Origin of the sequence: Devosia sp. LjRoot3 (genome assembly GCF_964252865.1) — a bacterium.
Classification (GTDB): domain Bacteria; phylum Pseudomonadota; class Alphaproteobacteria; order Rhizobiales; family Devosiaceae; genus Devosia.
In genome coordinates, this window is record NZ_CAXUPK020000004.1 from 168,410 (window position 1) to 194,620 (window position 26,211).

The 26,211-nt window shown below is 61.8% G+C and carries 29 protein-coding genes; 14 read left to right on the forward strand and 15 right to left on the reverse strand.

What is annotated here, in order from left to right; genetic code table 11:
- Nucleotides 1-75 precede the first annotated feature (75 nt).
- Nucleotides 76-777 carry a helix-turn-helix transcriptional regulator gene (locus tag ACSQ2A_RS15385; protein WP_295413355.1) on the forward strand — a complete coding sequence of 234 codons (702 nt, stop codon included), beginning with the start codon at nt 76-78 and terminating at the stop codon, nt 775-777.
- Between the two features lie 34 nt (nt 778-811).
- Here ACSQ2A_RS15385 and ACSQ2A_RS15390 read toward each other — a convergent pair whose 3' ends face one another.
- The 3 genes from ACSQ2A_RS15390 to ACSQ2A_RS15400 are packed head-to-tail and all read right to left on the reverse strand — an operon-like array spanning nt 812 to nt 3,471.
- A complete protein-coding gene (locus tag ACSQ2A_RS15390) occupies nt 812-1,450 on the reverse strand; it encodes a DUF1294 domain-containing protein (protein ID WP_436072944.1) in 639 nt (212 codons plus the stop codon).
- Between the two features lie 19 nt (nt 1,451-1,469).
- Nucleotides 1,470-1,922, reverse strand: a complete 453-nt coding sequence (locus ACSQ2A_RS15395; RefSeq protein ID WP_436072945.1) for an NUDIX domain-containing protein — start codon at nt 1,920-1,922, stop codon at nt 1,470-1,472.
- A gap of 22 nt (nt 1,923-1,944) precedes the next feature.
- Nucleotides 1,945-3,471 (reverse strand): YifB family Mg chelatase-like AAA ATPase, encoded by a 1,527-nt coding sequence (locus ACSQ2A_RS15400; RefSeq protein ID WP_436072946.1) that lies wholly within the window; start codon nt 3,469-3,471, stop codon nt 1,945-1,947.
- Between the two features lie 179 nt (nt 3,472-3,650).
- Between ACSQ2A_RS15400 and ACSQ2A_RS15405 the strand changes: the two genes are divergently transcribed.
- Complete coding sequence (locus ACSQ2A_RS15405) at nt 3,651-4,493, forward strand: glycoside hydrolase family 25 protein (RefSeq protein ID WP_436072947.1); 843 nt, start codon at nt 3,651-3,653, stop codon at nt 4,491-4,493.
- Nucleotide 4,494: 1 nt separating this feature from the next.
- On the opposite strand, the gene ACSQ2A_RS15410 is transcribed toward ACSQ2A_RS15405, so the two are convergent.
- The 4 genes from ACSQ2A_RS15410 to rsmI all read right to left on the reverse strand — a co-directional run bounded on the left by ACSQ2A_RS15410 (nt 4,495) and on the right by rsmI (nt 7,381).
- Nucleotides 4,495-5,127, reverse strand: coding sequence for a MarC family protein (locus ACSQ2A_RS15410; RefSeq protein WP_436072948.1), 633 nt, complete (start codon nt 5,125-5,127; stop codon nt 4,495-4,497).
- A gap of 63 nt (nt 5,128-5,190) precedes the next feature.
- Nucleotides 5,191-6,135 carry a glutathione synthase gene (gene gshB / locus ACSQ2A_RS15415; RefSeq protein WP_295413339.1) on the reverse strand — a complete coding sequence of 315 codons (945 nt, stop codon included), beginning with the start codon at nt 6,133-6,135 and terminating at the stop codon, nt 5,191-5,193.
- 9 nt (nt 6,136-6,144) lie between these two features.
- Nucleotides 6,145-6,525, reverse strand: a complete 381-nt coding sequence (locus ACSQ2A_RS15420; RefSeq protein WP_295413337.1) for a YraN family protein — start codon at nt 6,523-6,525, stop codon at nt 6,145-6,147.
- Nucleotides 6,494-7,381 (reverse strand): 16S rRNA (cytidine(1402)-2'-O)-methyltransferase, encoded by an 888-nt coding sequence (rsmI, locus tag ACSQ2A_RS15425; protein WP_436072949.1) that lies wholly within the window; start codon nt 7,379-7,381, stop codon nt 6,494-6,496. Before rsmI ends, ACSQ2A_RS15420 begins: the two co-directional genes overlap by 32 nt.
- 82 nt (nt 7,382-7,463) lie before the next feature.
- Between rsmI and ACSQ2A_RS15430 the strand changes: the two genes are divergently transcribed.
- Nucleotides 7,464-8,711: a penicillin-binding protein activator gene (locus ACSQ2A_RS15430; protein ID WP_436072950.1), complete on the forward strand. Its 1,248-nt coding sequence runs from the start codon at nt 7,464-7,466 to the stop codon at nt 8,709-8,711.
- Between the two features lie 145 nt (nt 8,712-8,856).
- Here the strand turns inward: ACSQ2A_RS15430 and hemW are convergent, their stop codons facing one another.
- The 3 genes from hemW to rph form a co-directional block, all read right to left on the reverse strand.
- Entirely contained in the window at nt 8,857-10,014 is a 1,158-nt protein-coding gene (gene hemW, locus ACSQ2A_RS15435; RefSeq protein ID WP_436072951.1) for a radical SAM family heme chaperone HemW, read from the reverse strand.
- Nucleotides 10,004-10,645, reverse strand: coding sequence for a non-canonical purine NTP pyrophosphatase (locus tag ACSQ2A_RS15440; RefSeq protein WP_436072952.1), 642 nt, complete (start codon nt 10,643-10,645; stop codon nt 10,004-10,006). The genes hemW and ACSQ2A_RS15440 overlap by 11 nt, the downstream gene beginning before the upstream one ends.
- Nucleotides 10,646-10,898: 253 nt before the next feature.
- Nucleotides 10,899-11,615, reverse strand: a complete 717-nt coding sequence (gene rph, locus ACSQ2A_RS15445) for a ribonuclease PH (RefSeq protein ID WP_353919585.1) — start codon at nt 11,613-11,615, stop codon at nt 10,899-10,901.
- Between the two features lie 137 nt (nt 11,616-11,752).
- Here rph and hrcA point away from each other — a divergent pair, with 137 nt between their 5' ends.
- Both hrcA and grpE read left to right on the forward strand, forming a co-directional pair.
- Nucleotides 11,753-12,829 (forward strand): heat-inducible transcriptional repressor HrcA, encoded by a 1,077-nt coding sequence (gene hrcA / locus ACSQ2A_RS15450; RefSeq protein WP_295413322.1) that lies wholly within the window; start codon nt 11,753-11,755, stop codon nt 12,827-12,829.
- Nucleotides 12,830-12,898: 69 nt separating this feature from the next.
- A complete protein-coding gene (gene grpE, locus ACSQ2A_RS15455; protein WP_436072953.1) occupies nt 12,899-13,483 on the forward strand; it encodes a nucleotide exchange factor GrpE in 585 nt (194 codons plus the stop codon).
- 76 nt (nt 13,484-13,559) lie between these two features.
- Here grpE and pncA read toward each other — a convergent pair whose 3' ends face one another.
- Together pncA and pabB are read right to left on the reverse strand one after the other, a co-directional pair.
- Complete coding sequence (gene pncA / locus ACSQ2A_RS15460; RefSeq protein ID WP_436072954.1) at nt 13,560-14,195, reverse strand: bifunctional nicotinamidase/pyrazinamidase; 636 nt, start codon at nt 14,193-14,195, stop codon at nt 13,560-13,562.
- A complete protein-coding gene (pabB, locus tag ACSQ2A_RS15465; RefSeq protein WP_436072955.1) occupies nt 14,195-15,958 on the reverse strand; it encodes an aminodeoxychorismate synthase component I in 1,764 nt (587 codons plus the stop codon). The genes pncA and pabB overlap by 1 nt, the downstream gene beginning before the upstream one ends.
- Before the next feature lie 225 nt (nt 15,959-16,183).
- Between pabB and ACSQ2A_RS15470 the strand changes: the two genes are divergently transcribed.
- The 4 genes from ACSQ2A_RS15470 to dnaJ all read left to right on the forward strand — a co-directional run bounded on the left by ACSQ2A_RS15470 (nt 16,184) and on the right by dnaJ (nt 20,554).
- Complete coding sequence (locus tag ACSQ2A_RS15470; RefSeq protein ID WP_295413315.1) at nt 16,184-16,513, forward strand: hypothetical protein; 330 nt, start codon at nt 16,184-16,186, stop codon at nt 16,511-16,513.
- A 234-nt stretch (nt 16,514-16,747) separates the two neighbouring features.
- Entirely contained in the window at nt 16,748-18,655 is a 1,908-nt protein-coding gene (dnaK, locus tag ACSQ2A_RS15475) for a molecular chaperone DnaK (RefSeq protein ID WP_295413313.1), read from the forward strand.
- Between the two features lie 178 nt (nt 18,656-18,833).
- Complete coding sequence (locus tag ACSQ2A_RS15480; protein WP_436072956.1) at nt 18,834-19,124, forward strand: GIY-YIG nuclease family protein; 291 nt, start codon at nt 18,834-18,836, stop codon at nt 19,122-19,124.
- A 296-nt stretch (nt 19,125-19,420) separates the two neighbouring features.
- Nucleotides 19,421-20,554 carry a molecular chaperone DnaJ gene (gene dnaJ, locus ACSQ2A_RS15485; protein WP_295413311.1) on the forward strand — a complete coding sequence of 378 codons (1,134 nt, stop codon included), beginning with the start codon at nt 19,421-19,423 and terminating at the stop codon, nt 20,552-20,554.
- 212 nt (nt 20,555-20,766) lie between these two features.
- On the opposite strand, the gene ACSQ2A_RS15490 is transcribed toward dnaJ, so the two are convergent.
- Nucleotides 20,767-21,174 (reverse strand): VOC family protein, encoded by a 408-nt coding sequence (locus tag ACSQ2A_RS15490; protein ID WP_436072957.1) that lies wholly within the window; start codon nt 21,172-21,174, stop codon nt 20,767-20,769.
- 125 nt (nt 21,175-21,299) lie between these two features.
- On the opposite strand from ACSQ2A_RS15490, the gene ACSQ2A_RS15495 reads away from it, so the two are divergent.
- Together ACSQ2A_RS15495 and ACSQ2A_RS15500 are read left to right on the forward strand one after the other, a co-directional pair.
- Nucleotides 21,300-21,845, forward strand: a complete 546-nt coding sequence (locus tag ACSQ2A_RS15495) for an NADPH-dependent FMN reductase (protein ID WP_436072958.1) — start codon at nt 21,300-21,302, stop codon at nt 21,843-21,845.
- 3 nt (nt 21,846-21,848) lie between these two features.
- A complete protein-coding gene (locus tag ACSQ2A_RS15500) occupies nt 21,849-22,454 on the forward strand; it encodes a histidine phosphatase family protein (RefSeq protein WP_436072959.1) in 606 nt (201 codons plus the stop codon).
- Here ACSQ2A_RS15500 and ACSQ2A_RS15505 read toward each other — a convergent pair.
- Nucleotides 22,451-22,885 carry a MarR family winged helix-turn-helix transcriptional regulator gene (locus ACSQ2A_RS15505; protein WP_295413302.1) on the reverse strand — a complete coding sequence of 145 codons (435 nt, stop codon included), beginning with the start codon at nt 22,883-22,885 and terminating at the stop codon, nt 22,451-22,453. The genes ACSQ2A_RS15500 and ACSQ2A_RS15505 overlap by 4 nt on opposite strands.
- Nucleotides 22,886-23,039: 154 nt before the next feature.
- Here ACSQ2A_RS15505 and pyrF point away from each other — a divergent pair, with 154 nt between their 5' ends.
- The 3 genes from pyrF to ACSQ2A_RS15520 all read left to right on the forward strand — a co-directional run bounded on the left by pyrF (nt 23,040) and on the right by ACSQ2A_RS15520 (nt 25,147).
- Complete coding sequence (pyrF, locus tag ACSQ2A_RS15510) at nt 23,040-23,741, forward strand: orotidine-5'-phosphate decarboxylase (protein WP_436072960.1); 702 nt, start codon at nt 23,040-23,042, stop codon at nt 23,739-23,741.
- On the forward strand, nt 23,738-24,517 hold the full coding sequence (locus tag ACSQ2A_RS15515; protein ID WP_436073222.1) for a TIM barrel protein: 780 nt from the start codon (nt 23,738-23,740) through the stop codon (nt 24,515-24,517). The genes pyrF and ACSQ2A_RS15515 overlap by 4 nt, the downstream gene beginning before the upstream one ends.
- A gap of 438 nt (nt 24,518-24,955) precedes the next feature.
- Nucleotides 24,956-25,147: a hypothetical protein gene (locus tag ACSQ2A_RS15520; protein WP_436072961.1), complete on the forward strand. Its 192-nt coding sequence runs from the start codon at nt 24,956-24,958 to the stop codon at nt 25,145-25,147.
- A gap of 59 nt (nt 25,148-25,206) precedes the next feature.
- On the opposite strand, the gene ACSQ2A_RS15525 is transcribed toward ACSQ2A_RS15520, so the two are convergent.
- Nucleotides 25,207-26,208 (reverse strand): adenosine kinase, encoded by a 1,002-nt coding sequence (locus ACSQ2A_RS15525; protein WP_295413298.1) that lies wholly within the window; start codon nt 26,206-26,208, stop codon nt 25,207-25,209.
- Between the last annotated feature and the right edge of the window lie 3 nt (nt 26,209-26,211).

Below are 26,211 nucleotides of genomic sequence, written 5' to 3' on the forward strand. Positions count from 1 at the left end.
ACAAAATTCATGTTTAGGCATGGATTCAGGGGCAAGAATCTGGCAACCAGATTCGCCTTTGCAGGAGGGGAATGCATGGACAAGACCGAACGGCTTTTCGCCATCATGGACGCCCTCAGGCGCCATCGTCGCCCGATTACGGCCGCGGCTTTGGCCGAGGAGCAGGGCGTTTCGGTGCGCACGCTCTATCGCGATATCCAGACCCTTATCGGCCTTGGCGCGCCGATCGATGGCGAGGCGGGGATCGGCTATATGCTGAAACCCGGCTTTTTCCTGCCGCCACTGATGTTTTCGCCCGAGGAACTGGAGGCGCTGGTGCTGGGCGCGCGATGGGTGGAGACGCAGCCGGACGACGGTCTGGGCGCAGCCGCGCGCAATGCACTGGCCAAGATTGCCACTGCCTCACCAGAAGACCTGCGCGACCGGATCAGCGATACGGCGCTCTGGCCGGTGGCCATCTGGGGCGGGCGCAAGCCCATTCCGGTGCTGGGCGACATTCGGCTGGCCATGCGCCAGGAGCGGGCTGTCACCATAGATTACGAGGACGAGCAGGGGCGAGCCACTTCGCGAACTCTCTGGCCGGTGGGCCTGGCTTTTTACGAAGGCAAGCAGACCATCGCCGCCTGGTGCCTGTTGCGACAGGATTTTCGCAATTTTCGGACCGACCGCATCGTCAACCTGATCATCACCGAAGAGCGTTTTGGCAAGCGCCGGGCCGTGCTGGAGCGCGAATGGCGCGATAGCTGGTCGCGCGATCGCCGTGCGCATGAGGGGTAAGGGGTAACCGGACGGATTCACGTGAAACACAGCCCTAGGGCACGATGTTTCTCAGCTCAGCAAACACGTCGGGAGGGATGAAGCCGACGGCAAAGCCGGCAATCCAGAGAAGATGCACGCCTGAAATCAGCAGCGTGGTAGCGATATATCCGGGCTTTCGTGTCTTGTGTCGAAAGACGTCCTGGCCGAGCAATCCCCCGATCACGCCGAAACAGAGATCGAGGACAAGCAGCGTCACCTCGGGGATGCGCCATTGGCCAGTTTCGGCGAATTGCTTGTCGCGGCCATAGGCGAAAAACGAGATCACGCCCATGAGGGCATAAAGCGCGGCAAGCGGCCAGGACAGACGGCCGAGCAAAAGACCGACAACGATCAGTACAACCATCAACCCGGCCAAGGGCACCCGCCAAGTGGAATGGGCGGGCATTTCCGCCCCTCGGCGCATCTGCGCCAGGGTCGGCTTGGGATTGGCGCCCAAAATCGAGACGGAGCGGGCCTGAAGCCGCCCATCCTGCCCCTTGGCAGGTGCAAAAGACACGAAATCGCCCTGGCGTGGGCGCGTGGCAATTCGGCCAATATTGGAGATGTGAACGAAGTAGCGTTCGCCACCATCGGCCAGAATGAAACCGAAGCCGCGGCTGTCGTTCCACTGCACCAGTTCGCCTCGCAGCAAGGCTTCTCTCCTGTATTTTCTAGAAGATCGACTGGCGCAGGGGCAATTTGATCGGAGCCGGAAAACCGGTTTTTAGCTCCTCCCAAAAGCGATCGCGCAAAACTTCTGGAAAAACATGGCCTTGCGGCAGGTTTTCGCGCGAAAACCAGCCGGCCTCGCTGATGCTTTCGTTTTCGGCGGGATTGGCCGCAACGTCGATTTCGCCCGACACATAATCGGCAAGGAACCAGAATTTGACGATGCGGCCCCAGTCGTCGACCAGCTCGTCGATATAGGCCATCGTTCGCGCCTTTACGCGAAGGCCGGTTTCCTCAAACGCTTCGCGCTCGGCTGTCTGCCAGAGTTCTTCAGCGCCTTCGGCACCACCGCCGGGGCCGGCCCAGAAATCGTGTTTGCCGGGCCGAAAATGACGCACGAGCAGGATTTTTTCGTCGCGCAAAGCCAGAACGCCGGCAGAGATGCGGTGTTGCATGGGAACAAAAGACTCCGAAAGATCAGGCGGCGCCGAAATTGAGGCGGTAGCTCAGGGCTTCGGCGATATGGGGCCGGGCCACCTTATCGACGCCGGAGAGATCGGCAAGCGTACGCGCGACTTTCAGCACCCGATGATAGGCCCGCGCCGACAGATTGAAGCGTTCGGCAGCCTGCAGGAGCAGGGTCTGGCTTTCGCGATCGGGTTCGACCAGCTTTTCGATCAGGGTGGCGCCGGCTGCGGCATTGGTGAGTATGTCGGGCACGCCTGCCGCCTCATAGCGCTGGCGCTGCCGTTCGCGGGCGGCAGCAACGCGCCTGGCGACCGCGGAGGACGGCTCGGCTGCACCGGCGGCGCCGATCATGTCGGTCGCGGACACCGCCGGCACATCGATGCGGATATCGATGCGATCGAGGAAGGGGCCGGAAACGCGGGCCTGATAATCGGCGGCGCAGGCATTGCCGCGCTTGCAGATATGGCCCGGTGTGCCGGCCATGCCGCATTTGCACGGATTCATGGCGGCAATGAGCTGGAAACGGCTGGGATAGGTTACGCGGGCATTGGCCCGGGCGATGACGGTTTCCCCGCTTTCGAGCGGCTGACGCAGGCTGTCGAGGACGCTGGGGCCGAATTCGGGCAATTCATCGAGGAAAAGCACGCCATTATGCGCGAGGGTCGCTTCGCCCGGCCGCACTTTCAACCCACCGCCGACAAGGGCGGCCATGGAGGCGGAATGGTGCGGCGCGCGAAAGGGACGCCGATCGGAGAGGGCGCCACCGGCCAGTTCGCCCGCGATCGACTGAATCATCGACACATCGAGCAGTTCGCGGGCGCTGAGCGGCGGAAGGATGGAGGGCAGGCGGGCGGCCAGCATGGATTTTCCGGCGCCGGGCGGCCCGACGAAGAGGAGATTGTGGCCACCGGCGGCGGCGACTTCAAGAGCCCGGCGGGCGATGGTCTGGCCGCGGACGTCGGCGAGATCGGGCAGGACGGAGGCATCAACAAGCTGCCTTGCGGGTTTTGGCCGCGCCTGCAATTGCCGGCCGACAAGATGATTGACGAGCGCGAGAAGGCTATCGGCAGCGACGATGTCGATCTCGTCATTGGCCCAAGCAGCTTCTGGACCGGAGGCGGTGGAGCAGATGATGCCCAGATCGCGCGAGGCCGCGGCAATGGCGGCCGGGAGGACGCCATCGACATGGGCAAGGCGCCCATCGAGCCCCAGTTCGCCAAGGACCAGGAAACGATCCAGCGCATCCTGCGGGATGGCGCCCATGGCGGCCATCAGGCCGAGAGCTATGGGCAAGTCATAGTGGCTGCCTTCCTTGGGAAGGTCGGCGGGCGCGAGATTGATGGTGATGCGTTTGGGCGGCAGGCCCAGACCGGAAGCAACGAGGGCGGCGCGGACGCGCTCGCTCGATTCTTTCACGGCCTTGTCAGGCAATCCAACGACGAGAAATTTGGAAAGGCCCGGCGCAATCTGCACCTGCACATCGACCGGCACGGCCTCGATGCCCTGGAACGCCACGGTCGCGACGCGCGTCACCATGTGGAATGCCCCCAAACCCCTCACAACGCTAACAGAAGGAAGGGCCGAGTCAAGAACGGAGAGCGAACAAAGAATGGTCTGTTAACCATGCATGCTGCCACATTGGTTACCCTAAACCTCCGTTAACCGCGCCATGTTGAATCAAAGGCTCAGTTTGTCTTTGTGTTCCGAGTGTATTGATGGCCCGCGCCTTCCGTTTGCCCGCTCCTGTTTCCGCTCTATTGCGCAATGCCGTGATGGGCCTGGCGGTCACAGCCCTGGCGGCCTGCGCCACTGGCGGCGGGCTTTATGGTGCTATTCCGGGCGATAATCGTCCGCATGCGGCAGTCGATCGGGCGCGGTCTATGCCGGTGCAGGGCATCGACGTGGCGCGCTATCAGGAAAATGTCGATTTCGCCAAGGCGCGAGCCGCGGGCACGCATTTCGTCTTCATGAAGGCGACCGAAGGCAAGGACTATGTCGATCCCAATTTCCGCGTGAACTGGCAGCGTGCCCGGGATGCCGGCATGCCGCGCGGCGCCTATCACTTCATGACCTGGTGCTCCCTGGCGTCGGAACAGGCCAACTGGTTCGTGCAAAACGTGCCGGCCGATCCCAGCGCCCTGCCGCCGGTGCTTGATCTGGAATGGAACAACCATTCGAGCTGCAAGGTGAAGCCGAACAAGGCGGATGCGCTGGAAAAAATCCGGCTGATGCTCGATGTGATGGAGCGGCATACCGGCAAATTGCCGATCATCTATACGGACATGAATTTCCACCGCGATGTGCTCGCGGGTGAATACTTTCCGAACACGTTCTGGCTGCGTTCGACCGCTGCCGAGCCGCATGAGCGCTATGAAAACCGTCCCTGGACCTTCTGGCAATACACGCAGACCGGCGTTGTTCCGGGCGTGCGCGGCGAGGTCGACCGCAATGTGTTCTACGGCTCGACCAATGACTGGCTGATGTTCCTGTCGACCGGCTGCGACCCGCGAGCTATCGCTGCGCTTGCCCCCACGGGCCGCTGCCAGTTCGCCAAATAGGCTAGCCGCCTAAAAGACCCGAGGCCTTCACGCCATCGAAGACGAACTGCACGGCGAGCGCCGCAAGCAGAATGCCGACGATACGGGAGGCCACGGATAGGCCGGTGAGGCCAAGCAGGCGCTGGATCGGGATGGCGACAAGGAGCGTCACCCAGGCGAGGAACAGGATGACGATGATGGCGGCGATGACCAGCCAGAATTCGGCATCCGAATCCGCACCCGTGGTGAGCAGGATCACGGCGCTGATGGCGCCGGGGCCGGCCAGCAGCGGCATGGCGAGGGGAAACACGGAAATATCGTGAGCGTGGCGCGCCTCGCTCTCTTCCTCGTCGGTGGTGCCGGTGCCGCCCGAGTGGCGGGCAAAGACCATGTCGATGGCAATCAGCAGCAGCAACACGCCGCCTGCAGTGCGCAGGGCCGGAATGGTGATGCCAAAGATGTCGAGAATGACATTGCCGAGGAAGGCGAAGAACAACAGGATCAGCAGCGCGATGACGGCGCCGCGGGTCGCGAAGATTCGACGCTGCGCCGGCGAATGATCCTTGGTCAGCGCGGCGAAGATGAAAGCGATATCGGCGACGCCGACAGTCGCGAAAAGCGTCGCGAAGGCGACGAGAAAAGCCGAAGTGTCCACGAAGATCCCCGCAAAACCCAAAGCTGACACTTACGGGATTTGCGGGGTGTCGCCAAGCTCGGCTCAGGCGCGGCGCTTTTCGATGGCATCCCAGATGAGGACGGCGATGTCCGGGCCGCCGAAGCGCTTGATTTCGCGGATGCCGGTGGGAGAGGTGACGTTGATTTCGGTAAGGTAGTCGCCGATGACGTCGATGCCGACGAAGATCATGTCACGCTCTTTGAGCGCCGGGGCGATGGCGGCGCAGATTTCCTTCTCGCGCTCGGTGAGCGGGGAAAGTTCGGGGCGGCCGCCAACATGCATGTTGGAGCGGGCTTCGCCTTCGGCCGGGATGCGGTTGAGACCGGCCACCGGCTCGCCATCGATGATGATGATGCGCTTGTCGCCCTTGCGCACGTCCGGAAGATATTTTTGGATCATGAACGGTTCGGGATAGTTCTGCTCGAACAGTTCAATCAGCGAATTGAGATTGTGGTCGCCTTCCTGGATGAAGAAGACGCCGGCGCCGCCATTGCCGTAGAGCGGTTTTACAATGATGTTGCCGTGTTCCCGGCGGAAGGCGTGGATTTCGGCCCGGTCGCGCGTCACCAAAGTCGGCGGCATCAACTGCGGGAAATCGGTCACCAGAATCTTTTCCGGCGCGTTGCGCACGGCGGAGGGCGGATTGACCACCAGCGTCTTGGGGTGCAGACGCTCGAGAATATGGGTGATGGTGATGTAGTTCATGTCGAAGGGCGGATCCTGACGCATCAGGATCACGTCCTGGGTCGACAGATCGACGCGCTTCGATTCACCAAGGGTAAAATGCTGGCCCTTTTCGGCGTCGGTTACCGCGATCGGCTGGACGAGGGCGGTGACCACATTGTCGCGCAAAGACAGGGTATTAGCCGTGTAATGCAGCAGTTCGTGGCCGCGGGCCTGGGCCTCGAGCATCATGGCGAAGGTCGAGTCGCCGCGCGGATTGATGGTGGAGACGTGGTCCATCTGGACGGCGATTTTTAGCGACATTGTTGTCCCTTAGCTTTCGAACGCGTTGATGAGATGGCGTGGCCAGCGACCGGGTGCAAGGAAAATCACGTCGAAGCGGCAGGTCTTTTCAGCCTCGCGGGGGTGGCGCGCAAGCCAATGCTCCGCGGCCCGCACAATGCGCGATGTGTTTACCGCTTCGAGGGCTTCGGCTTCGAGCAAATGGGTGGCGCGGGTTTTCACCTCGACAAAGGCGATGGTGCCATTGCGTTCGACGACGAGGTCGATTTCCCCGATCGGGGTTTTGTAGCGGCGGTTTCTGATGCGGTAGAATTTGAGCTGCAGGAAAAGCGCTGCCAGCGCTTCGCCGCGCTGACCACCGCGTTCGGCAATTTGCCTTTTATTGCTGGGCCTTGAGGGCGAGGGCGGCATCGTAGACTTCTTTGCGTTTCAGGCCGTAGCGCGCCGCGATTTCGTCAACCGCCGAGCGCATCGGCTGATCGGCCATGGCTGCGAGGAGGGCGGCCTGCCAGTCTTCGGCGGCGGGAGCGCTCGGTTCGTCGGCACCAGCGACGACAATGACGGCTTCGCCTTTGGTTTCTTCGCCCGCGAATTTTTCCGCCAGTTCGCCAAGCGTCCCGCGAAAAGTGCGCTCAAAACGCTTGGTCAGTTCGAGGCTGACGGAGGCTTGGCGATCACCAAAGACTTCGGCCATGGCGGCAAGGGTGTCGTCGAGGCGGCGGGGAGACTCGTAAAAGACCAGTGTTTCACGTGAATCCACGTATCTTTCCAAGGCGTTAGTGCGGGCGCCGGATTTGGGCGGTAGGAAACCGTGGAAGGCGAAGGCGTCTGTGGGGAGGCCGGCGACGACCAAGGCGGATAGGAGGGCGGAGGCGCCGGGGATGGGGAAGACGGGCAGATTGGCTTCGGCGAGGGCCCGGATGAGGGGGAAGCCAGGATCGGAGAGGAGGGGGGTACCGGCATCGGAAATCAGGGCGATGGCTTCGCCGGCGGCGATGCGCGAGACAATCTCCTCGGCGCGGGCCCGCTCGTTATGTTCATGTAATGGCTGGCGTTTTCCGCGAATGCCGTAGTGGTCGAGGAGCTTTGCGGAGGTTCTGGTGTCTTCGCAAAGGACGATGCTGGCGGCGGAAAGGGTTTCGAGAGCGCGGACGGTGATGTCGCGGAGATTGCCGATGGGGGTCGAGACGACATAGAGGCCGGCGGCAAGCGGCGGAGCGCTAAAGGGCGAGCCGGCAATGAAATATTCGGCTTTGGATTCGGTCACGCCGGAAGCTCCTTGGGTTGAGACTTGCTTAACGAAATGAGGGCAGTTTGTTAACAGACTGTGAGCATCTCGGACCGCTTTCATGGGTTTTGGTCAGGTAAATGCCAAATGGCGGCGCGGCGTTTTTGCGCTCGCGCTCGGTCTGGCTTTGACCTCGTGCTCGCCGGGCACATTTCAGATCGGTTCGCGCACCTTGGGCTGGGGTGAACCCTCTGGCGATGGCGGGGGCGGGAATAGCGGCGGCGGTATGCTGACACCAAGTCCGATGCCGCAATCGGGTGGCGAGGTGTTTGGGCGTGGGCCGGTGCCGGTGGCGCTGCTGTTGCCGCTTTCGGGGGATCAGTCGCTCGCCGCGGTCGGGACGTCGTTGGCCAATGCGTCGAAACTGGCAATCGCCTTTATTGAGGCCAATCCGAACATTGCTGAGAACATCACCATCACGCTTCGCGATACCGGGGATAGTGCGGCTGGGGCGGTGAATGCTGCCAATGCGGCCGTGGCGGGTGGCGCAAAGCTGATCCTCGGGCCGCTGAAGGGCGATCAGGTGGTGGCGGTGTCCAATGTGGCGCGGGGCGCCGGGGTGTCGCTGATCGGTTTTTCGAACAATGCCAGTGCGGCGGGGCAGGGGGTGTATTTGCTCTCGGTCTTGCCGGAGATGGAGATGAAGCGCGCCATATCCTATGTGAAGGGACAGGGGCGGCGAGGCTTGGCGGGGGCTTTTCCGGCGACGCCTTATGGCGAGGCGCTGGCGACGGCGTTCAGGCAGCAGGCGACAATGGCCGGGTTTGGGCCGCCTGCCGTTTACACATTCTCAGGACCGGGTGAAGCGGCGCAGATCGTGGCGCAGGCCAAGCAGCAGATTGATCGGGGCATGATCGATGCCTTTTTCATTCCCGAGCGGGCGAGTGCGCCGGCATTTGCGGCGGCGCTGGCGAGTGCGGGCGTGACTGGGGATGCGGTGCAGATTGTCGGGTCGGCGGATTGGGCGGGGGATGCCACGATTAATTCGACGCCGGGATTGGCGGGCGCGATTTATCCGGCGGTCGATGAGGCAGGATTTGCAGCCATTGCCGGGGATTATCAGGCCAGGTTTGGATCGCGGCCGCATCCGCTGGCAACGATTGCCTACACGGCGACGATTTTGGCCAATGTGAATACGCTGTCCATGGCGACACCGCCGTATAATCCGGGGCTGCTGACGGGAGCTTCCGGGTTTAATGGGCGGGATGGGGCGTTCCGGTTTTTGAGCAATGGCCGGGCGGAATATGCGCTGGTGGTGAAGAAGGTGGGGGCTGGTGGGGCGACTACGGTGGATGGGGCGAAGCTTTAGGGTTTAGGGAAGGCCCCCTCACCCGGCCCCTTGGGCCGACCTCTCCCCCAAAGGGAGAGGTGGGAGATTACCAAAGTCGCGGAGCGACACCTCTCCCTCTGGGGGAGAGGTCGACGGCAAAGCCGGCGGGTGAGGGGGCCTTTTTCTACGCCGCCAGATCTGCGACCACGGCGTCCAACACCGGAAAGCCCTTTTCCGTCACACGGATATTGCCGTTTGGCAGGGTTTCGACAAAGCCATAACCCTTGAGCGCTTCGATCTGCTTTTCGGCGATGGTGCGGCCGGAGATGGACATGAAGCGGGTGGGCGAAATGCCTTCCTTGAGACGAAGACCCATGACGAGGTATTCGTCGCCCTGTTCTTCCCATGTGAGGACGTCGTTGGTGGTCATGCCGTGGCCGAACTCGTTGACGAGTTTGAGCCAGTCGAAGGGCATCTTTTCCGTGGCGGTGGCGTGGCGCTGGTGGTTGACCAGGAGGCGGCCATGGGCGCCGGGGCCGATGCCGGCATATTCGCCATAGCGCCAATAGAGCATGTTGTGCCGGCTTTCCTGGCCGGGCACGGCATGATTGGAAATTTCATAGGCCGGCATGCCAGCTGCGGCGGTGAGTTCCTGAGTCAGCTCATAAAAATCGGCGCCGAGATCTTCGTTCGGCATTTGCAGCTTGCCGGCATTGAAGAGATCGAAGTAGCGCGTGCCCTGCTCGATGGTGAGCTGGTAGAGGCTGAGGTGACCGCGAGCGAGCCAGATGGCCTCTTTCAGCTCGTCTTCCCAATCTTCAAGCGTCTGCTTGGGGCGGGCATAGATGAGATCAAAGCTCGAGCGATCGAAGACCGACTGGGCGATGCGGACGGCAGCGACGGCCTCTTCGACCGTGTGGCGGCGGCCGAGTTCGGCCAGGGGGCCGGGGCGCAGGGACTGGACGCCGAGCGAGACGCGATTGATGCCGGCAGTTCTAAAACGCTTGAAGCGGTCGACTTCGACAGAGGTCGGGTTGGCTTCGAGGGTGATTTCGGCGTTGCTGTCGACCTGCCAGTGGCCGGCGATGGTGTCCAAAATCGTGCTGACGGCTTTTGGCGACATCAGCGAGGGCGTGCCGCCGCCGAAGAAGATCGACTGGACGAGACGGCCGGGCGAGAGCGCCGCCATGTGGGCGATCTCTTTCTTGTAGCCTTCAACGAAGGCGTCTTCGTCGAACGGGCCACGGTGGACGTGGGAATTGAAGTCGCAATAGGGGCATTTGGCCGCGCAAAAGGGCCAATGCACGTAGACGCCGAACAGGTCGTTCGGGTTAGCGCTCAATCTGGTTCTCCACGAATTGGGCAAAGGCGCGGGCACGGTGGGACAGACCCTGTTCGCCAGGCGACCAGGAATGCTTTTGCTCGGGCGACATTTCGCCAAAAGTGATGTCATAGCCGTTTGGCTTGAACATCGGATCGTAGCCATGGCCCTGGGTGCCGCGGGGCGGCCAGATTAGGGTGCCTTCGCACTTGCCGACATAGAGCACGTCGCGACCATCGGGATGGGCGAGGCAAAGGGTGGCGTTGAAGGCAGCGGTGCGTTGTTCGGGCGTGGTTGCGCCCTTGGCGAGAAGCTCGTCCTCTACGCGCTGCATGGCGTTGGCAAAGTTGCGGGGCACGCCGGCCCAATCGGCGGTGTAGACGCCGGGCTGGCCATCGAGCGCGTCGACGGAAATGCCGCTATCGTCGGAAAGGGCCAGCATATTGGCGCCCTTGGCCGAGGCGTGGGCCTTGGTGCGGGCGTTTTCGGCAAAGGTGGTGCCGTTTTCTTCTGGCTCGGGCAGGCCGAGATCGCCGGCAGAAATCAGCTCAAGGCCGAAGGGGGCGAACAGCTCCTGGAATTCCTTGAGTTTTCCCGCGTTGTGGGTGGCAAGGACTAGGCGGTCGCCGCGGCGGAGTTTTGGGATGGTCACTTTTCACTCCGTGGCTTGGCGTCGAGGGCGCGATTGATGTCGTTCCAGATGGCGCAGCTTTCTTCGGAGAAGGCTTTCAAGGCCCCCTCACCCGACCCTACGGGTCGACCTCTCCCCCAGAGGGAGAGGTGTCGCTTCGCGACTTGGCGGGCACCCACCTCTCCCTGGGGGGAGAGGTCGACGGCGAAGCCGCGCCGAATTCGCGTCGGCGAATTCGGCTGGGGTGAGAGGGCCTTCTTCAAGAACGAAAAAATCATGCTTCGAGCGCCGCCTGTTGCAGGAGCGTCAGTTCCGAAATGCCCTTGCCGGCAAGGTTCATCAGCGCTTCGAGTTCGGCGCGATCGAAAGGGGCGCCTTCGGCGGTGCCCTGGATCTCGACGAATTTGCCCGAGCCGGTCATGACGAAATTGGCATCGGTTTCGGCTTCGACGTCTTCGAGATAGTCGAGATCGAGCACCGGGGCCCCGCGATAGATGCCGCAGGAAATGGCGGCGACCGAATCTTTCAGCACTGGACCCTTGGTCAATTTGCGCTCTTCGAGCCATTTGATGGCATCGACGAGGGCGACATAGGCGCCGGTGATGGAGGCGGTGCGGGTGCCGCCATCGGCTTCGAGCACGTCGCAATCGAGGGTGATCTGGGATTCGCCAAGCGCGGTCAGATCGACCACGGCGCGGAGCGAGCGGCCGATGAGGCGCTGGATTTCTTGCGTGCGGCCGGACTGCTTGCCGGCAGTGGCTTCACGGCGCGTGCGAGTGCCGGTGGCGCGGGGCAGCATGCCATATTCGGCCGTGACCCAGCCCTGGCCCTTGCCGCGCAGCCAGCCGGGCAGGCTGGTTTCGACCGAAGCCGTGCAGAGCACCTTGGTATTGCCGAAAGCGATGAGGCAGGAGCCTTCGGCTTTCATGGCGACGTTGCGCTCGATGGTGACAGCCCGCATTGCATCAGGGGCGCGTCCGGAAGGCCGCATGCTTTGGTCTCGTTTTGCTATTTACCGCCTCTTAACCTTCCTAGCCTCGCGGAACAAGCGCTGCACCGCTTACCGCCCTTGCACTGAACGCTTAAATGAGGGAGCAAGGTTAAAGCCGGTAATTCATTTAAAACACCATGGTTCATCCGCACGACGAATTTCTGAGCGTTCTCAATTCGCGCAGCCAGGAAATTTTCAGGCGGCTGGTGGAGCGCTATCTCGATACCGGCCTGCCGGTGGGATCGCGCGATCTTTCGCGGCTGTTGCAGACCGAGCTTTCGCCCGCTTCGGTGCGCAATGTGATGGCGGATCTTGAGGATCTGGGGCTGATTGCGGCGCCGCATACTTCGGCCGGGCGCCAGCCGACGCAGCAGGGGCTGCGGTTTTTCGTCGATTCCATGCTCGAAGTCGGCGCGGTCAATGAAAGCGAGAAGCGCAGCATTGCCCAGCACATTGAGGGGCATGCGGGACGGCGGCAGGTGGAAGACCTGCTTACGGAAGCCAGTTCGCTGCTTTCTGGGCTGAGCCAGGGGGCGGGACTGGTGATTGCCACCAAGGCCGACATGGTGATGCGGCATGTGGAATTTGTGCGGCTCGACAGTTCGCGCGCCATGGCGATTCTGGTCGGCGACGATGGACAGGTGGAGAACCGCATTCTGGAACTGCCGCCGGGTTTTACGGCCGCGGCGCTGAGCCAGGCGAGCAATTATTTAGCGCACTATGTTGTGGGGCGGACGCTTTCCGAGGCGCGAAAGGCGCTGGACGAGCGGCGGGTGGAGCAGCGGGCGGAGCTCGATGAGCTGACGCAAAAGCTCGTCGACGATGGGATTGCGACGCTGGTGCAGGATTCTCCGGCCACCGCACCACGAGTGATCGTGCGGGGGCGGGCGAACCTTCTCAATGACGCCATGGCGAGCGATGAGCTCGAGCGCATGCGGCAGCTTTTCGATGAGCTCGAGAGCAAGGAAGGGTTGCTGGAACTGCTGGGCGATGCCGAGAAAGCGCAGGGGGTGCGCATTTTCATCGGCTCGGAAAACAAGCTGTTTTCGCTCTCGGGGTCTTCGGTGATTCTCTCGCCCTATAAGGATGCCAATGACAAGGTGGTGGGCGTGTTGGGCGTGATCGGGCCGACGCGGCTCAACTATGCGCGGATCGTGCCGGTGGTGGATTATACCGCCAATGTGCTGACACGACTGATGGCGAGAAAACGCTGAACTATTGAAATACGCTCCGTATTGGCCGATATGCGGGGACGAAACTTTAACTACCGAGGCCATGGAAACATGATGAGCGACGAGAACGCCGCCCAGGGCGAAACGCCGGAGACCGAAATCCCGGCCACCGAAACGCCGGAGGTCGATCCCGTCGAGGCCCTGCTTGCAGAAAATGCCGAGCTGAAGGACCGCGTGCTGCGCACGCATGCCGAGATGGAAAACCTGCGCAAGCGCACCGAGCGCGACGTGGCTGACACGCGCAGCTACGCCATTGCCGGCTTTGCCCGCGACATGCTGAGCGCTACCGATGCGCTGAGCCGCGCGCTGCTGGTGATCCCCGAGGAAACGCGGGTAACCGCGGAAGGCACGCTGAAAAGCCTGATCGAAGGGCTGGAGCTGGCCGAGCGCGAAATGCAGCGGCTGCTCGGAAAACATGGCGTGAAGCCGATCGAGGCGGCGGGCCAGAAATTTGACCCCAACAAGCATCAGGCGATGTTTGAAGTGCCGAACCCCAATGTGCCTGAGGGCACGGTAGTGCAGGTGGTGCAGGAAGGCTTTGCCATTGGCGAGCGCATCTTGCGGCCGGCCATGGTGGGCGTCGCCAAGGGTGGCGGGGCTGCGGCTCCGGCCGAGGGCGTGGACAAGAACGTCTGATTTTTGGGTTTTTGGATTTTGGAAAGGGCGCTGCGAGGCGCCCTTTTTGTTTGGAGATGGGGGAGGCCCCCTTCTACTAGCCCAGAATCTCTCGGCTCATGATGCGTTCGACGCCGGCTTCCTTCAAATCGGCCCAGGCCTTCTCCAAAGAACCATTCGCATTGATGGCGCGGGTGGCGTCTTCGATGACCGTGACATCAAATCCGCCGGCGGCGCCGTCGAGGGCGGTCCAGGCGACGCAGAAATCGGTGGCGAGGCCGACGACGAAGAGGCGGCCGACATCGCGTTCGTTGAGATAGCCGGCAAGGCCCGTCAGGGTTTTGCGGTCGGCTTCCTGGAAGCCGGAATAGGAATCCACGGTGCGGGTGTAGCCCTTGCGGATCATCAGCTGGGCGTGGGGGATGTCGAGATCGGCGGATAGTTCAGCGCCACGAGTGGCCCAGACGCAGTGGTCGGGCCAGAGGACTTGTGTGCCGTAGTCGAGTTCGACGGTCTCGAAGGGCGCCTTGCCAGGATGTTGGCTGGCGAACGAGATGTGGTCGGCAGGGTGCCAGTCCTGGGTGAAGACCACATTTTTGAATTTTTTGGCTAGGGCATTGATCAAGGGGACGATTTCGTCGCCGCCGGATACGGCCAGATTGCCGCCGGGCAGGAAGTCATATTGCACATCGACGACGACGAGCACGTCTTCGGGGCCGATAGTTTTGGTCATCAGGCGGCGTCCTTTGGCTCAAATAGCTCGGCGCGGATGAGGCCGCGCACGGAATTGCCGAGGAAGATTGCATCGGCGGAATGCAAATCGGCAAGGGTGAGAATGGCTTCCTGGGCTTTTCCGGTTTCGATCAATTCGGCACGGAGGGTGCCGGGGAGGAGGCCGGAGGAGAGGGCCGGGGTGAGAAGCTTTTCGCCGCGCTGGATGAAAAGATTGGTGATCGAGCCCTCGGTGAGTTCGCCGCGCTCGTTGAGGAAGACGACTTCGTCGACGCCGAGTTTGTCGTGGGCCTTGATGCGGGGAGAATCATAGAAGGCGCGGTTGGTGGTTTTGTGGGCGAGCCAGACCGAGGTGGAGTCGAGGGTTTCGCTCGCGATGATGAAGCGGAATTTTTCGGGGTTTGGCGGCAGGGGGACTGATGTCACCTCGATGCCTCCATCCGAAAGCGTGAGGCGGACGCGCATGGGGGCGGTCCAGTTTGCACTCTCGGCGATGAGGCGCGTGGTGGCTTCGGCGCCGTCGGCACGGAGGCCGAAATAGGTCGCGGAGGACAAGAGCCGGGCGAGGTGGCGGCCGAGGAGGACAAAACCTTCTTCCGAGGACCACTTTATGGTTTCAATCAGGGTGACCGGCGGGGCGGGGTCGCTGAGGAAGCGCAATTTGAGCAGGGCCTCGCTGTATTCGGATTGGGCTTCGCTGTCGGCGACGATGCCGCCGCCTATGCCGATGGTGCCATTACCCGTGGAATCGATGACGGCGGTGCGGATGGCGACGTTGAAGGCGAAATCGCCTGATGGGGCGATGTAGCCGATGGAGCCGGTGTAGAGGCCGCGGGGAGTGTTTTCCACTTCGCGGATGATCTCCATGGCGCGCAGTTTTGGGGCGCCGGTGATCGAGCCGCAGGGGAAGAGGTTTTCGAGCACATCCAAGATGCTGACGTCGGGGCGGCGCTTTGCGGTGATGCCTGATGTCATGGTGTGGAGGGTGGAATAGGTTTCGACCGTGAAGAGGTCGGTCACTTTCACCGAGCCGATTTCGGCGATGCGACCGAGATCGTTTCGCAAGAGATCGACGATCATCAGGTTTTCGGCGCGGTTCTTTTCGTCACTGGCAAGGGCGGCACGGTCGGCGGCGTCCTGTGAGGCGAGAGGCGCGCGGGGCAGGGTGCCTTTCATTGGGCGGGCAGCGAGCGTGTCGCCGGTGCCGGAGACAAAAAGCTCGGGAGAGCGCGAGAGCACAAAATGGTCGCCGGCATGGATATAGGCGCCATAGGCGGTCTTTTGGCTTTGGGCGAGGCGGCGGTAGAGACCGAGGGGGGAGCCGGAAAGCTGGAAGTTGGCCTTAAAAGTGAGGTTGACCTGATAGGTGTCGCCCGCAGCTATGTAGTTTTCTACCCTTTCGAAGGCGGCTGCGTAGGCGGGAAAGCTTGTGGCCGGGGCAAGGTTTTCGGCGGAGCCATCAGGCGCTTCGGGGAGACCGGCGAAGGGTTTTGGCCCTTCGTAGAGGCCGAACCAGAGGAGCGGGGTCTCGCTGCGTTCGGGCAGGTATTTTGCCAGGCGCTCTTCGAACAAAAAACCGAGTTCGTAGGCAAAATAGCCAGCGGCCCAGAAGCCTTTCTTTCCGGCTTCGGCAATGCGTTTTAGCGCGGTGCGCGCGGTCTCGGCGTCATAGGCGACAAGGACCTCTTTCGGTTCGGAAAAGAGGTGGCTCTGGCCGTGGGGGGAAAGGTTGTCGTGCAGGAGCACGGTGCCTGATGAAAACATGAGGGGGTTTTAGTGTGTTTGCGCGCGGGGGCGAAGAGGGATTTCTAGACCCTGTGCGCTTGGCCCACCCCCACCCGCATTCCTTCCCCACAAGGGGGAGGGAGGCGGTCGGCGCGGTGTCTGCGCTCCTGCTCAAGCGGCGGGATGCCCTCTTGGCGGGCGATCACGGGCATGGCAGATAGCGGGCCGTCCGGACGCGATGTGCGCCGGGTTGAGGGATATTCCATGAAGACCAATCTGCTGGGCGCCATTGCTGCCCTGGCGCTTGTGGCTGGCGTGGCGCCGGCCATGGCTCAGACTGTCGAATTCACCATCGTCAACGACAGCTCGCAGGCTCTGCACTATTTCTACACCACGCCCAGCAATGAAAACAGCTGGGGTGAAGACCTGCTCGCCGACGGTACGCTGGAATCGGGCAGCCAGGGCGTTGCCACCATTGGCGATGGCTCGGACCAGTGCCTTTATGACTTCAAGTTCGTGATGGATAGCGGCGCAGAACTGGTCGAACCCGCGATCGATATCTGCCAGCTCGATTCCTATACGATCACCGACTGATTTCTGCCCGGCGCTGCCCCGACCCGGGCGGCGCCTTTCTTGCTTGCAAACTTTCCTGCAAAGCCATTTCTGGCGCCAGACGCGCTTGAAGCCCCAAGCACACCCCCCTATATACGCCCCGAGGCCCAGAACAGGGCAAATCAACCTACGAGGGACCCGGCCCCTTTGGGGCACAGAGGCTGCTTTGCAAAAAGGGCCTCGCCACAGGGTTCGCTGTAAAGAGAGGCTAGTTTTATGGCAAAAGTCATTGGTATCGACCTCGGTACAACCAATAGCTGCGTCGCCGTCATGGACGGCAGCAATCCCAAAGTCATCGAAAATGCCGAAGGCGCCCGGACGACCCCGTCCATGGTCGCTTTCTCCAAGGATGGTGAGCGCCTTGTTGGCCAGCCGGCCAAGCGCCAGGCCGTCACCAATCCAGAAAATACGCTTTTCGCCGTCAAGCGCCTGATCGGGCGCCGCTATGACGACAAGATGGTGGAAAAGGACAAGGGCCTCGTGCCCTTCAAGATCACCCGCGCCGACAATGGCGACGCATGGGTCGAAGCTTCGGGCGACAAGTTCTCCCCGAGCCAGGTTTCGGCCATGGTGCTGCAGAAGATGAAGGAAACCGCCGAAGCCTATCTCGGCGAGACCGTCACCCAGGCCGTGATCACCGTCCCCGCCTATTTCAATGATTCCCAGCGCCAGGCCACCAAGGACGCAGGCAAGATTGCCGGCCTTGAAGTTCTGCGCATCATCAACGAGCCGACGGCAGCTGCGCTCGCCTATGGTCTCGACAAGAAGAATTCGGGCACCATCGCGGTCTATGACCTTGGCGGCGGTACCTTCGACGTTTCCATTCTCGAAATCGGCGATGGCGTCTTCGAAGTGAAGTCGACCAATGGCGACACTTTCCTCGGCGGCGAAGACTTTGACATGCGTCTCGTCGACTATCTCGCCGACGAGTTCAAGAAAGAGCAGGGCATCGACCTGCGCAACGACAAGCTCGCTCTGCAGCGCCTCAAGGAAGCTGCCGAAAAGGCCAAGATCGAACTTTCGTCCTCGACCCAGACCGAAATCAACCTGCCCTTCATCACGGCAGATGCTTCGGGCCCAAAACACCTGACGCTGAAGCTGTCGCGCTCGAAACTCGAATCGCTGGTCGACGACCTGATCCAGCGCACCATCGAGCCGTGCAAGCAGGCGATGAAGGATGCCGGCATTTCCGCTAGCCAGATCGACGAAGTCGTTCTCGTTGGCGGCATGAGCCGCATGCCCAAGGTGCAGGAAGCGGTAAAGCAGCTCTTCGGCAAGGAACCGCACAAGGGCGTGAACCCGGACGAAGTCGTGGCGCTTGGCGCTGCGATCCAGGGCGGCGTGCTGCAGGGCGACGTCAAGGACGTGCTGCTGCTCGACGTGACCCCGCTCTCGCTCGGCATTGAAACGCTCGGTGGCGTCTTCACGCGCCTTATCGATCGCAACACCACGATCCCGACCAAGAAGAGCCAGACTTTCTCGACCGCTGAAGACAATCAGTCGGCCGTGACCATCCGGGTCTTCCAGGGCGAACGCGAAATGGCAGCCGACAACAAGCTGCTCGGCAATTTCGACCTCGCCGGCATTCCGCCCGCACCGCGTGGCGTGCCGCAGATCGAAGTGACCTTCGACATCGACGCCAACGGCCTCGTGAACGTGTCCGCCAAGGACAAGGGCACCGGCAAGGAACAGCAGATCCGCATCCAGGCTTCTGGTGGTCTCAGCGACGCCGACATCGAGAAGATGGTGAAGGACGCCGAAGCCAATGCCGAAGCCGACAAGCGCAAGCGCGAAGCGGTGGAAGCCCGCAACCAGGCCGAATCGCTGATCCACTCGACCGAAAAGTCGCTCAAGGATTATGGCGACAAGGTTTCGGCCGAAGACAAGGGCGCGATCGAAACCGCCGTGTCGGATCTCAAGGCTGTCATCGATGGCGACGACGCCGAACTGATCAAGGAAAAGACCTCGGCCCTTGCCGAAGCTTCGATGAAGCTCGGCGAAGCCATGTACAAGGCCAGCCAGGCGGAAGCCGAAGCCAAGGCCAATGGCACCCGCGATGAGGACGACGAAGACGATGTCGTCGACGCCGACTTCGAAGAGGTCAAGGACGACGACAAGAAGTAAGTTTTTGTCACTTTTTGGATTTTGGGGCTCGGTGGTGACACCGGGCCCTTTTTGTTTTTGGGGAGATGGATTGCCCGGACAAGCCGGGCAATGACGCCGGTGGGGAGGTCAACGACTATCAAAGCCACCGTCACCACCCGGCTTGTCCGGGTGGTCCATTTCACGGCATGCTCCGATCATGAGGGGCTATGTCTACATTCTTGCGTCTGGGAAGAACGGCACGCTCTACACAGGGGTGACGTCAAACCCTTCTAGACGTCTATTCGAACACCAACACGCGCTGACGCCCGGCTTTACGTCTCGCTACGGCGTCAAAACACTCGTGTGGCTGGAAGAGCATGAGTTGGTTGTCGATGCCATCCGCCTGGAGAAGGCGATCAAGAAGTATCCCCGCCAGTGGAAGATCAACTTGATCGAGGCCGTCAATCCTGATTGGGACGACGTATCACATTGGCTTTTCGACACGTGACGGCATGGATTGCCCGGACAAGCCGGGCAATGACGGTGGGCGGGGAGCAGGTTTCTCTCGATGTGGCGTAGACGATTGATGCGCGCACCGCAAAACGTTCCACGTGAATCACGACGGCTGCGTCAGCAAAGTTGCCCCGTTTGCGCACTCTTGCTAAAGCACTTCCAACACGGCCCTACATCTTGCCGACCCCAGGCCCCTTGCGGGTTGTGGGGTCGATTGCCATCTAGGGACGGAACAACAGACCCCAAGCGGGGCGCGATCCCATGCGCGACCGGCTGTTTCGGAGAAGATTTTTGGCCAAACGCGATTTTTACGAAGTGCTCGGCTGCCAGAAGGGCGCCGACGAGGCGGCCCTGAAAAGCGCCTATCGCAAACTCGCCATGCAGTTCCACCCGGACCGCAACCCCGGCAATGCCGAGGCCGAGAACAAGTTCAAGGAAATCAACGAGGCCTACGACACGCTGAAAGACGGGCAGAAGCGCGCCGCCTATGACCGGTTTGGCCATGCTGCCTTCGAGAATGGTGGCGGGCGCCCCGGTGGCGGTTTTGGGCCGGAATTCACCTCGTCCATGTCCGACATCTTTGAGGACATTTTTGGGGACTTCATGGGCGGCGGCGGCCGTCGCGGCGGGGGTGGCGCCTCAAAGCTGCGCGGCTCGGACCTGCGCTACAATCTTGAAATCTCGCTCGAAGAGAGTTTTGAGGGCCGCACGGTCGAGATCGACGTGCCGACGCTGGTCGGTTGCGACACCTGCGAGGGTTCGGGCGCCAAGCCGGGCACCGGCACCCATACCTGCCGGCAGTGCAATGGCCATGGCAAGGTGCGCGCGGCCCAGGGCTTTTTCACGATCGAACGCACCTGCCCCGTCTGCCAGGGCCGCGGCCAGATGATGGACCAGCCCTGCACCGATTGCGCAGGCCAGGGTCGCCGGCAGGAAAACCGCAAACTTTCAGTCGATATTCCCAAGGGGATCGAGGACGGGACGCGCATTCGCCTGGCCAATGAGGGCGAGGCCGGGGTGCGTGGCGGCCCGCCGGGCGATCTCTATATTTTTATCTCGATCAGGCCGCATGACCTGTTCCAGCGCGATGGCGCGGACCTTTTTGCACGCGTGCCGATTTCGATGACCACGGCGGCGCTCGGCGGGGAATTCGAAGTGCCGACGCTCGATAGCGCGCGGGCCAAGGTGAAAGTGCCGACGGGCACGCAGCCGGGGCAGCGGGTGCGGCTGAAAGGCAAGGGCATGCCTGTCTTGCGCAGCAAGGATGTCGGCGACCTTTATGTGCAGCTCGATATCGAGACGCCGCAGAACCTGTCCAAGCGCCAGCGCGAGCTGCTGGAAGAGTTTGCTGAGCTCGAAACGAAGGATACCAGCCCGCAATCGGGTGGGTTCTTCGATAAGCTCAAGAAGATGTTTGAGGCTTGAGGCCGTAAAAATCGCCCCAGTGGGGCGATTTTAGGCCTCAAGGCCACGAAGGCTATGCCTGAGTGGCTGGGCCACACGCGCCAAACTATCTGTCTTCGTCATTGCCGGGCTTGTCCCGGCAATCCAGTTTTTGGAGGCATGGACCACCGGGATAAACCCGGTGGTGACGATGGATTGGAAGGGTCAACGCGGGATTGATACCGCGTGCTCCCTTACTCCGTCGGCATGCCGGACATGTCCATCCAGACATATTCCCAGACATGGCCATCGATATCGGCGACGGCGCGAGAATACATAAAACCCATATCCTGGCGATCGCGCACTTCCTTGCCGCCGGCCTTCAGGCCAGCTTCGGCGATGGCATCCACCGCTTCGCGGCTATCGCGCGAGAGGGCGTAGAGCGCCTGGGTTTCCTTCTTCGCGTCCGAAATCGGCAGGCGGGCGAATTCCTTGAACTTTTCGTGGGTGAGAGCCATCACGAAAATCGTGTCGGAGATCACGATGCAGGCGGCGGTCTCATCGGTGAATTGCGGATTATGGTCGAAACCCAGTGCCTTGTAATAGGCCATGGAGGCCGCAAGGTCGCGAATGGGAAGGTTGACGAAAATCATCGAGGACATGGCTGGCTCCATTAGTTAAGTTTTGTCTTAAGTATAGGAAGATTGCCCTTGGCGAGTCAATCCTCTTGCCTTCGACGGATGAGCCAAGCCATTTTCGACCATGCCTGTATAAATTTGGAGACAGCATGAAGACGGCGCTCACCCTTTCCGGTTCGATCCGTAGGGGTTCTTACAATCGTGTCCTGCAGCAGCATATGGGCCGGGCCCTGACGGCAGCAGGAGTGGAGGTCACCGAACTCGATCTCGGGGATTTTCCCATGCCGATCTTCAACGAGGATCTTGAGGCCGATTCGGTGCCGGAGGCGGCGGTGAAACTGGCCGAGATGTGGCGCAGCCATGACATCGTCTTCATCGCGACGCCCGAATATAATGGCGGGGTATCGCCGCTGATCGCCAACACGATCACCTGGATCAGCCGGCAAAGACCGAGCCCGTTCCGGCATGCCGTTTTTGGTATCGGCGGGGTGAGTTCTGGAAAATACGGGACCATCTGGAGCCTCAGCCATCTGCGGGATTCGCTCTCCAAGGTGGGGGCGCTGGTGGTGCCGACGCTGCTGGGCATCGGGCCGGCGGAAGAGGCGCTGGACGCAGCGGGCAATCCGGTGGAACCGGCCATCATCCGCAAGGTTGAGCAGATGGTGCATGAACTGACGCATTTTTCGCGAGGATAGACCATGAAGGCGCTCTATCTGACCCATCCGCAGGTACGCATGGACCCGGCCGTGCCGGTGCCGCTCTGGGGCCTTTCGGAAGAGGGTCGGCAGAGAGCCGAGGCTTTTGCCGCCCGCCGGATCGTTCCGGCGGGCACTTTTGTGTTTTCGAGCCGCGAGACCAAGGCGCTGGAACTGGCAGAAGTGGTGGCAGCGCAAGCCGGCACACCGGTGCTGGCCGATCACCAGATGGGCGAAAACGATCGCACCGCCACCGGCTTTCTGCCGCCGGCATTTTTCGAGGAGACGGCGGATCGTTTCTTCGCGCATCCCGAAGAGAGCGTTGACGGCTGGGAGCGGGCGGTGGATGCGCAGGCGCGGATTGTCGAGACGGTTTTTTCCGCGCTCAAGGGCGTGCCGCCCGATACGCCGGTTATTTTCTGCGGACACGGGGCGGTGGGGACGCTGCTGAAATGCCATCTCGGCAAGCGCAGGATCGCGCGCAGCGAGGACCAGAGCCGGCACGGCCATCGCGGTGGCGGCAATGGATTTTTGTTCGATCCGGCAAGCGGCACGCTGAAGACCGAGTGGATGCCGATGGAAGAACTGCCAGACGAGTGGTGGCTTTAGGCCTTTTTGTCGCTCAGGGCAAAAAGGTCGAGGGCGTCGGCCAGGGCTTCGGTGAGACGATCGAGGCGGGCCGGGTCGGTTTCGAGCTGGCGCAGGCGATTGGGGCCGGCGAGGGGGACGGCGCCGACGAGGTCGAGGCCTTTCTGGGTGATGGCGACCAAGCGGGCGCGGCGGTCGCGCGGGTCGGTGCGGACGATGCAGAGGTCGAGGCGGCGGAGTTCGTCGATGGACTGACCCAAGGTGGCCGCGTGCATGTCGAGGCCCTTGCGCAGAGCCGCGAGGGCCATGTGGGGGCGTTCGGCCAGCGTGTGGAGCACGGCGAGCTGCAGGCCGGTAATGCCGTGGCGCTGTTTCAGTTCGAGGTGGAAGGCGGCGATGGCGGAATCGAGCCGCATCCAGGCGACCAGGGTGGAAAGGGCCTGCTGCTGCATTTTGCTTTCGAGAGACAGATGAATCGCGTGTCTTATGACGGCATAGGATTCCTCTCGCAAGGTGCTATGCCGGCATAGGAGCGGCGATTTCGTCTTGCCGTGCGGTCAGCGATATGCGACCCCAGCCCAAATCAGCGACAGAAGGGATTTTGCCATGGCCGGCCATTTGATCGTGGGGCTCGACGTTTCGACGCGCGCCCGTGCCGAGGAAATTGTTACCACGCTGGGCGATACCGTCGACCATTACAAGATAGGCTATCAGTGCTTTTATGGCGCCGATGGCTTTGCGCTCGGCAAGGAGCTGATCGCGGCGGGCAAGAAGGTGTTCTTTGACCTGAAACTGCTCGACATCGACAACACGGTCGAAAAGGGCGTGGCGGCGATTGCCGCGACCGGCGCGGCGATGCTGACCGTGCATGCCTATCCCAAATGCATGAAGGCGGCGGCCAGGGCGGCGGAGGGTTCAAACCTCTGCGTGCTCGGGGTGACCGTGCTGACCTCGATGGACGATGCCGATGTGAAGGACGCCGGCTATGAGCGCGATGCGGCGGGGCTGGTGGCCCTGCGCGCGCAGCAGGCCAAGGAAGCCGGGATCGGCGGCATAGTCGCTTCATCGCACGAGGCGGAAATGGTGCGGACGATTCTGGGGCCGAAGATGGCGATCGTGACGCCGGGCATTCGTCCGGCAGGCGCGGCGCTCGGCGACCAGAAGCGCGTGATGACGCCGGCCGAAGCGCTGGCGGTGGGCGCGAGCCATCTGGTGGTGGCGCGGCCCATCGTCGAGGCGGCAGACCCGGCAGCGGCGGCGCGGGCGATTTTGGCCGAGATGGCCGGTACGGGCACAAGGCTGGCCTGATGCGGTACTCAGCCTGTATCGAAATGCTGTTCGTGCCGGAAACGCCCGATCCGGTGGAGCGGGTGCGCCTTGCCAAGGCGGCGGGTTTTGAGGCGGTGGAATTCTGGCTGTGGTCGAACAAGGACCTCGATGCCGTGGAGCGCGTTTTGGGCGAGACCGGCGTCAAGCTCGCCGGGATCGTGGCGGAGCCCTTTGCCGAGCTGACGCGCGAGGGGGATCATGATCGGTTTCTCGCCGGGCTCGAGAAGAGTCGGGATGTGGCGCTGCGGCTTGGGGCAGGCGTGCTGATCTGCCAGTCGGGGCCGCTGCTCGCGGGCATCGAGAGGGCGAAGCAGCATGAGGGGCTGACCATCGCCATGCAGCGTTCGGCCGAAGTGCTGAAGGGGTCTGGGGTTCGCCTGGGGCTCGAGCCGCTCAATGAGCGCGTCGATCATCCCGGATATTATCTCACCAGCACGGTTGAGGCGCTCGATATCATGGATGCGGTCGATCGGCCGGAGATCGGGATCACCTATGATCTCTATCATTCCATGGTGATGGGCGAGGTGCCCGAAGAGGTGGTTGGGGATCGCGCAAGGCACATTGTGCATGTGCATGTGGCCGATCATCCCGGGCGCAATCAGCCGGGAAGTGGTGGGCTGGATTTGAAGCGGCCGCTCAAGTGGCTGCAGGGGCAGGGCTATGATGGCTTTGTTGGGCTCGAGTTCCGGCCGACGGCGGGGACGGATGAAGCGCTGACGCAGATGCGGGCGACGGGGATCAACGTCCTTCGTTAAGACCTCACGCGGGTCCGAACGAATCGATTCGTGTTCGAGTAATGTTCCACAATTAGGAGCAAAAACCGCTCAGGAGGCCCATAGGCGGCCGTAGTTGGTGGGAGCACCCTAGGTTCGCTGCCACCAAAACACGTCTTATAGGGGCGTTTCTGTCAAATTGCCGGGCTTTTCCCCAACATTGACTTGTAACCTCAAAATCAGTGGCCTAATTTTGTAGGTGCCTAGGAGTAACCGAACACCTTGCCCCGAGGCGAAATAAAAGGGCCACAACGCGAGTCGGAAAGTCGACGGCATTGTGACCCATGGTGTCAGCGGTAAAACCCGGCCCGCTGGGCGGGTGCTCAGGAATGTCGCTTCTGACGGTTGCTGTGGAAAGCCCGTTTAGATTCGCATGCTCTGGCTCTCGCTTCAAGGGAAATCGAGCCAAGAGGTCTCATCATGCATGACCGTAAGGTCACGCCGGAAATGGTTCCGGTTATCAAACTCGCACGCGCCCTGAAGTATAACTATGCGCGCATTGCGGCGTACTTTCAGATCAATCAAGGTCGCATCGCTGACGTAATGAAGGGTCGCTTGTATCCTGACATTGCTCCCGCCGCCCACTTGCCCGCTGACTTCCCTGCAGCGTAGCCACTGGTTGCAGCAAGAGGTCGCCGAAGCGATCCCTTGCTACTGAGCAACTCGTCAACCTAGCCCGCCAGGCCATGCTGCTTGCTCAGATCCTGCAGGTCGAGCTGTGGCCTGGCGCCGATGTGGGAGATGACTTCGGAGGCGGCAAGGCAGCCGGTTTTGAGGGCGGATTCGAGGTTTTGGCCTCGGGCCATGCCGAGGAGGAAGCCGGAGGCAAAGAGGTCGCCGGCGCCGGTGGCATCGACGACAGTGTCGATCGGGAAAGCGGGAACCGAGACGACTTCGCCATTGTATACCGCCATAGCACCCTCGGCGCCCATGGTGATGGCGGCGAGTTCGGCGTCCTGTGCGATGGCGCGGACGGCGGTGCCGAGGTCGTCGGTTTCGTAGAGCGATTTCAGCTCGTGGACGTTGGCAAAGACGTAGTCGATCGTCTTGGAGCGAATGAGGTCCAAAAATTCGGCGCGGTAGCGGTCGACGCAGAACGGGTCGGACAAGGTGAAGGCCGCGGCGCGCTCATGCTTGTGGGCATAGTGGGCGGCGAGGACGAAGGCCTTCTTGGCTTCGACCGGGTCCCACAAAAAGCCTTCCATATAGGTGATGGCGGCGCCGCCGATTTCGTCGGGGCGAATATCGGCTTCGGTGAGCTGGTGGCAGGCGCCGAGATAGGTGTTCATGGTGCGCTCGGCTTCCGAGAGGAAGATCATCGAGCGGGCCGTCAGCGCGCCATTCTTGAGGCGCGAGGTGTTGTAATAGACGCCGATGGCGTCGAGGTCGTTTTCGAAGACATCGCCAAGCGGATCATCCGCCACCTTGCCCACGAAGGCGGCGCGGCCACCGAGCGAGGCGACGCCCGCGGCGGTGTTGGCGGCGGAGCCGCCGGAAATCTGCTGCCGGCTCAGCGGCATCTTTGAATAGAGGTCTTCGGCCCGATCGGTATCGATCAGGTGCATGATCCCCTCCTTCATGCCTTCGCGCTCGATGAAGCCGGGCTCAACCGGAGCGATGATGTCGACAATGGCGTTACCGATCGTCAGCACGTCGAAGCGGGTCTGGGTCATGCG

Coding starts and splice junctions, on each gene's coding strand:
- ACSQ2A_RS15385 (WP_295413355.1), top strand. CDS start 76: ATGGACAAGACCGAACGGCTTTTCGCCATCATGGACGCCCTCAGGCGC.
- ACSQ2A_RS15395 (WP_436072945.1), bottom strand. CDS start 1,922: ATGCAACACCGCATCTCTGCCGGCGTTCTGGCTTTGCGCGACGAAAAA.
- ACSQ2A_RS15400 (WP_436072946.1), bottom strand. CDS start 3,471: ATGGTGACGCGCGTCGCGACCGTGGCGTTCCAGGGCATCGAGGCCGTG.
- ACSQ2A_RS15405 (WP_436072947.1), top strand. CDS start 3,651: ATGGCCCGCGCCTTCCGTTTGCCCGCTCCTGTTTCCGCTCTATTGCGC.
- gshB (WP_295413339.1), bottom strand. CDS start 6,135: ATGTCGCTAAAAATCGCCGTCCAGATGGACCACGTCTCCACCATCAAT.
- ACSQ2A_RS15420 (WP_295413337.1), bottom strand. CDS start 6,525: ATGCCGCCCTCGCCCTCAAGGCCCAGCAATAAAAGGCAAATTGCCGAA.
- ACSQ2A_RS15430 (WP_436072950.1), top strand. CDS start 7,464: ATGGGTTTTGGTCAGGTAAATGCCAAATGGCGGCGCGGCGTTTTTGCG.
- rph (WP_353919585.1), bottom strand. CDS start 11,615: ATGCGGCCTTCCGGACGCGCCCCTGATGCAATGCGGGCTGTCACCATC.
- hrcA (WP_295413322.1), top strand. CDS start 11,753: ATGGTTCATCCGCACGACGAATTTCTGAGCGTTCTCAATTCGCGCAGC.
- grpE (WP_436072953.1), top strand. CDS start 12,899: ATGATGAGCGACGAGAACGCCGCCCAGGGCGAAACGCCGGAGACCGAA.
- pncA (WP_436072954.1), bottom strand. CDS start 14,195: ATGACCAAAACTATCGGCCCCGAAGACGTGCTCGTCGTCGTCGATGTG.
- pabB (WP_436072955.1), bottom strand. CDS start 15,958: ATGTTTTCATCAGGCACCGTGCTCCTGCACGACAACCTTTCCCCCCAC.
- ACSQ2A_RS15470 (WP_295413315.1), top strand. CDS start 16,184: ATGAAGACCAATCTGCTGGGCGCCATTGCTGCCCTGGCGCTTGTGGCT.
- dnaK (WP_295413313.1), top strand. CDS start 16,748: ATGGCAAAAGTCATTGGTATCGACCTCGGTACAACCAATAGCTGCGTC.
- ACSQ2A_RS15480 (WP_436072956.1), top strand. CDS start 18,834: ATGAGGGGCTATGTCTACATTCTTGCGTCTGGGAAGAACGGCACGCTC.
- ACSQ2A_RS15490 (WP_436072957.1), bottom strand. CDS start 21,174: ATGTCCTCGATGATTTTCGTCAACCTTCCCATTCGCGACCTTGCGGCC.
- ACSQ2A_RS15495 (WP_436072958.1), top strand. CDS start 21,300: ATGAAGACGGCGCTCACCCTTTCCGGTTCGATCCGTAGGGGTTCTTAC.
- ACSQ2A_RS15500 (WP_436072959.1), top strand. CDS start 21,849: ATGAAGGCGCTCTATCTGACCCATCCGCAGGTACGCATGGACCCGGCC.
- ACSQ2A_RS15505 (WP_295413302.1), bottom strand. CDS start 22,885: ATGCAGCAGCAGGCCCTTTCCACCCTGGTCGCCTGGATGCGGCTCGAT.
- pyrF (WP_436072960.1), top strand. CDS start 23,040: ATGGCCGGCCATTTGATCGTGGGGCTCGACGTTTCGACGCGCGCCCGT.
- ACSQ2A_RS15520 (WP_436072961.1), top strand. CDS start 24,956: ATGCATGACCGTAAGGTCACGCCGGAAATGGTTCCGGTTATCAAACTC.
- ACSQ2A_RS15525 (WP_295413298.1), bottom strand. CDS start 26,208: ATGACCCAGACCCGCTTCGACGTGCTGACGATCGGTAACGCCATTGTC.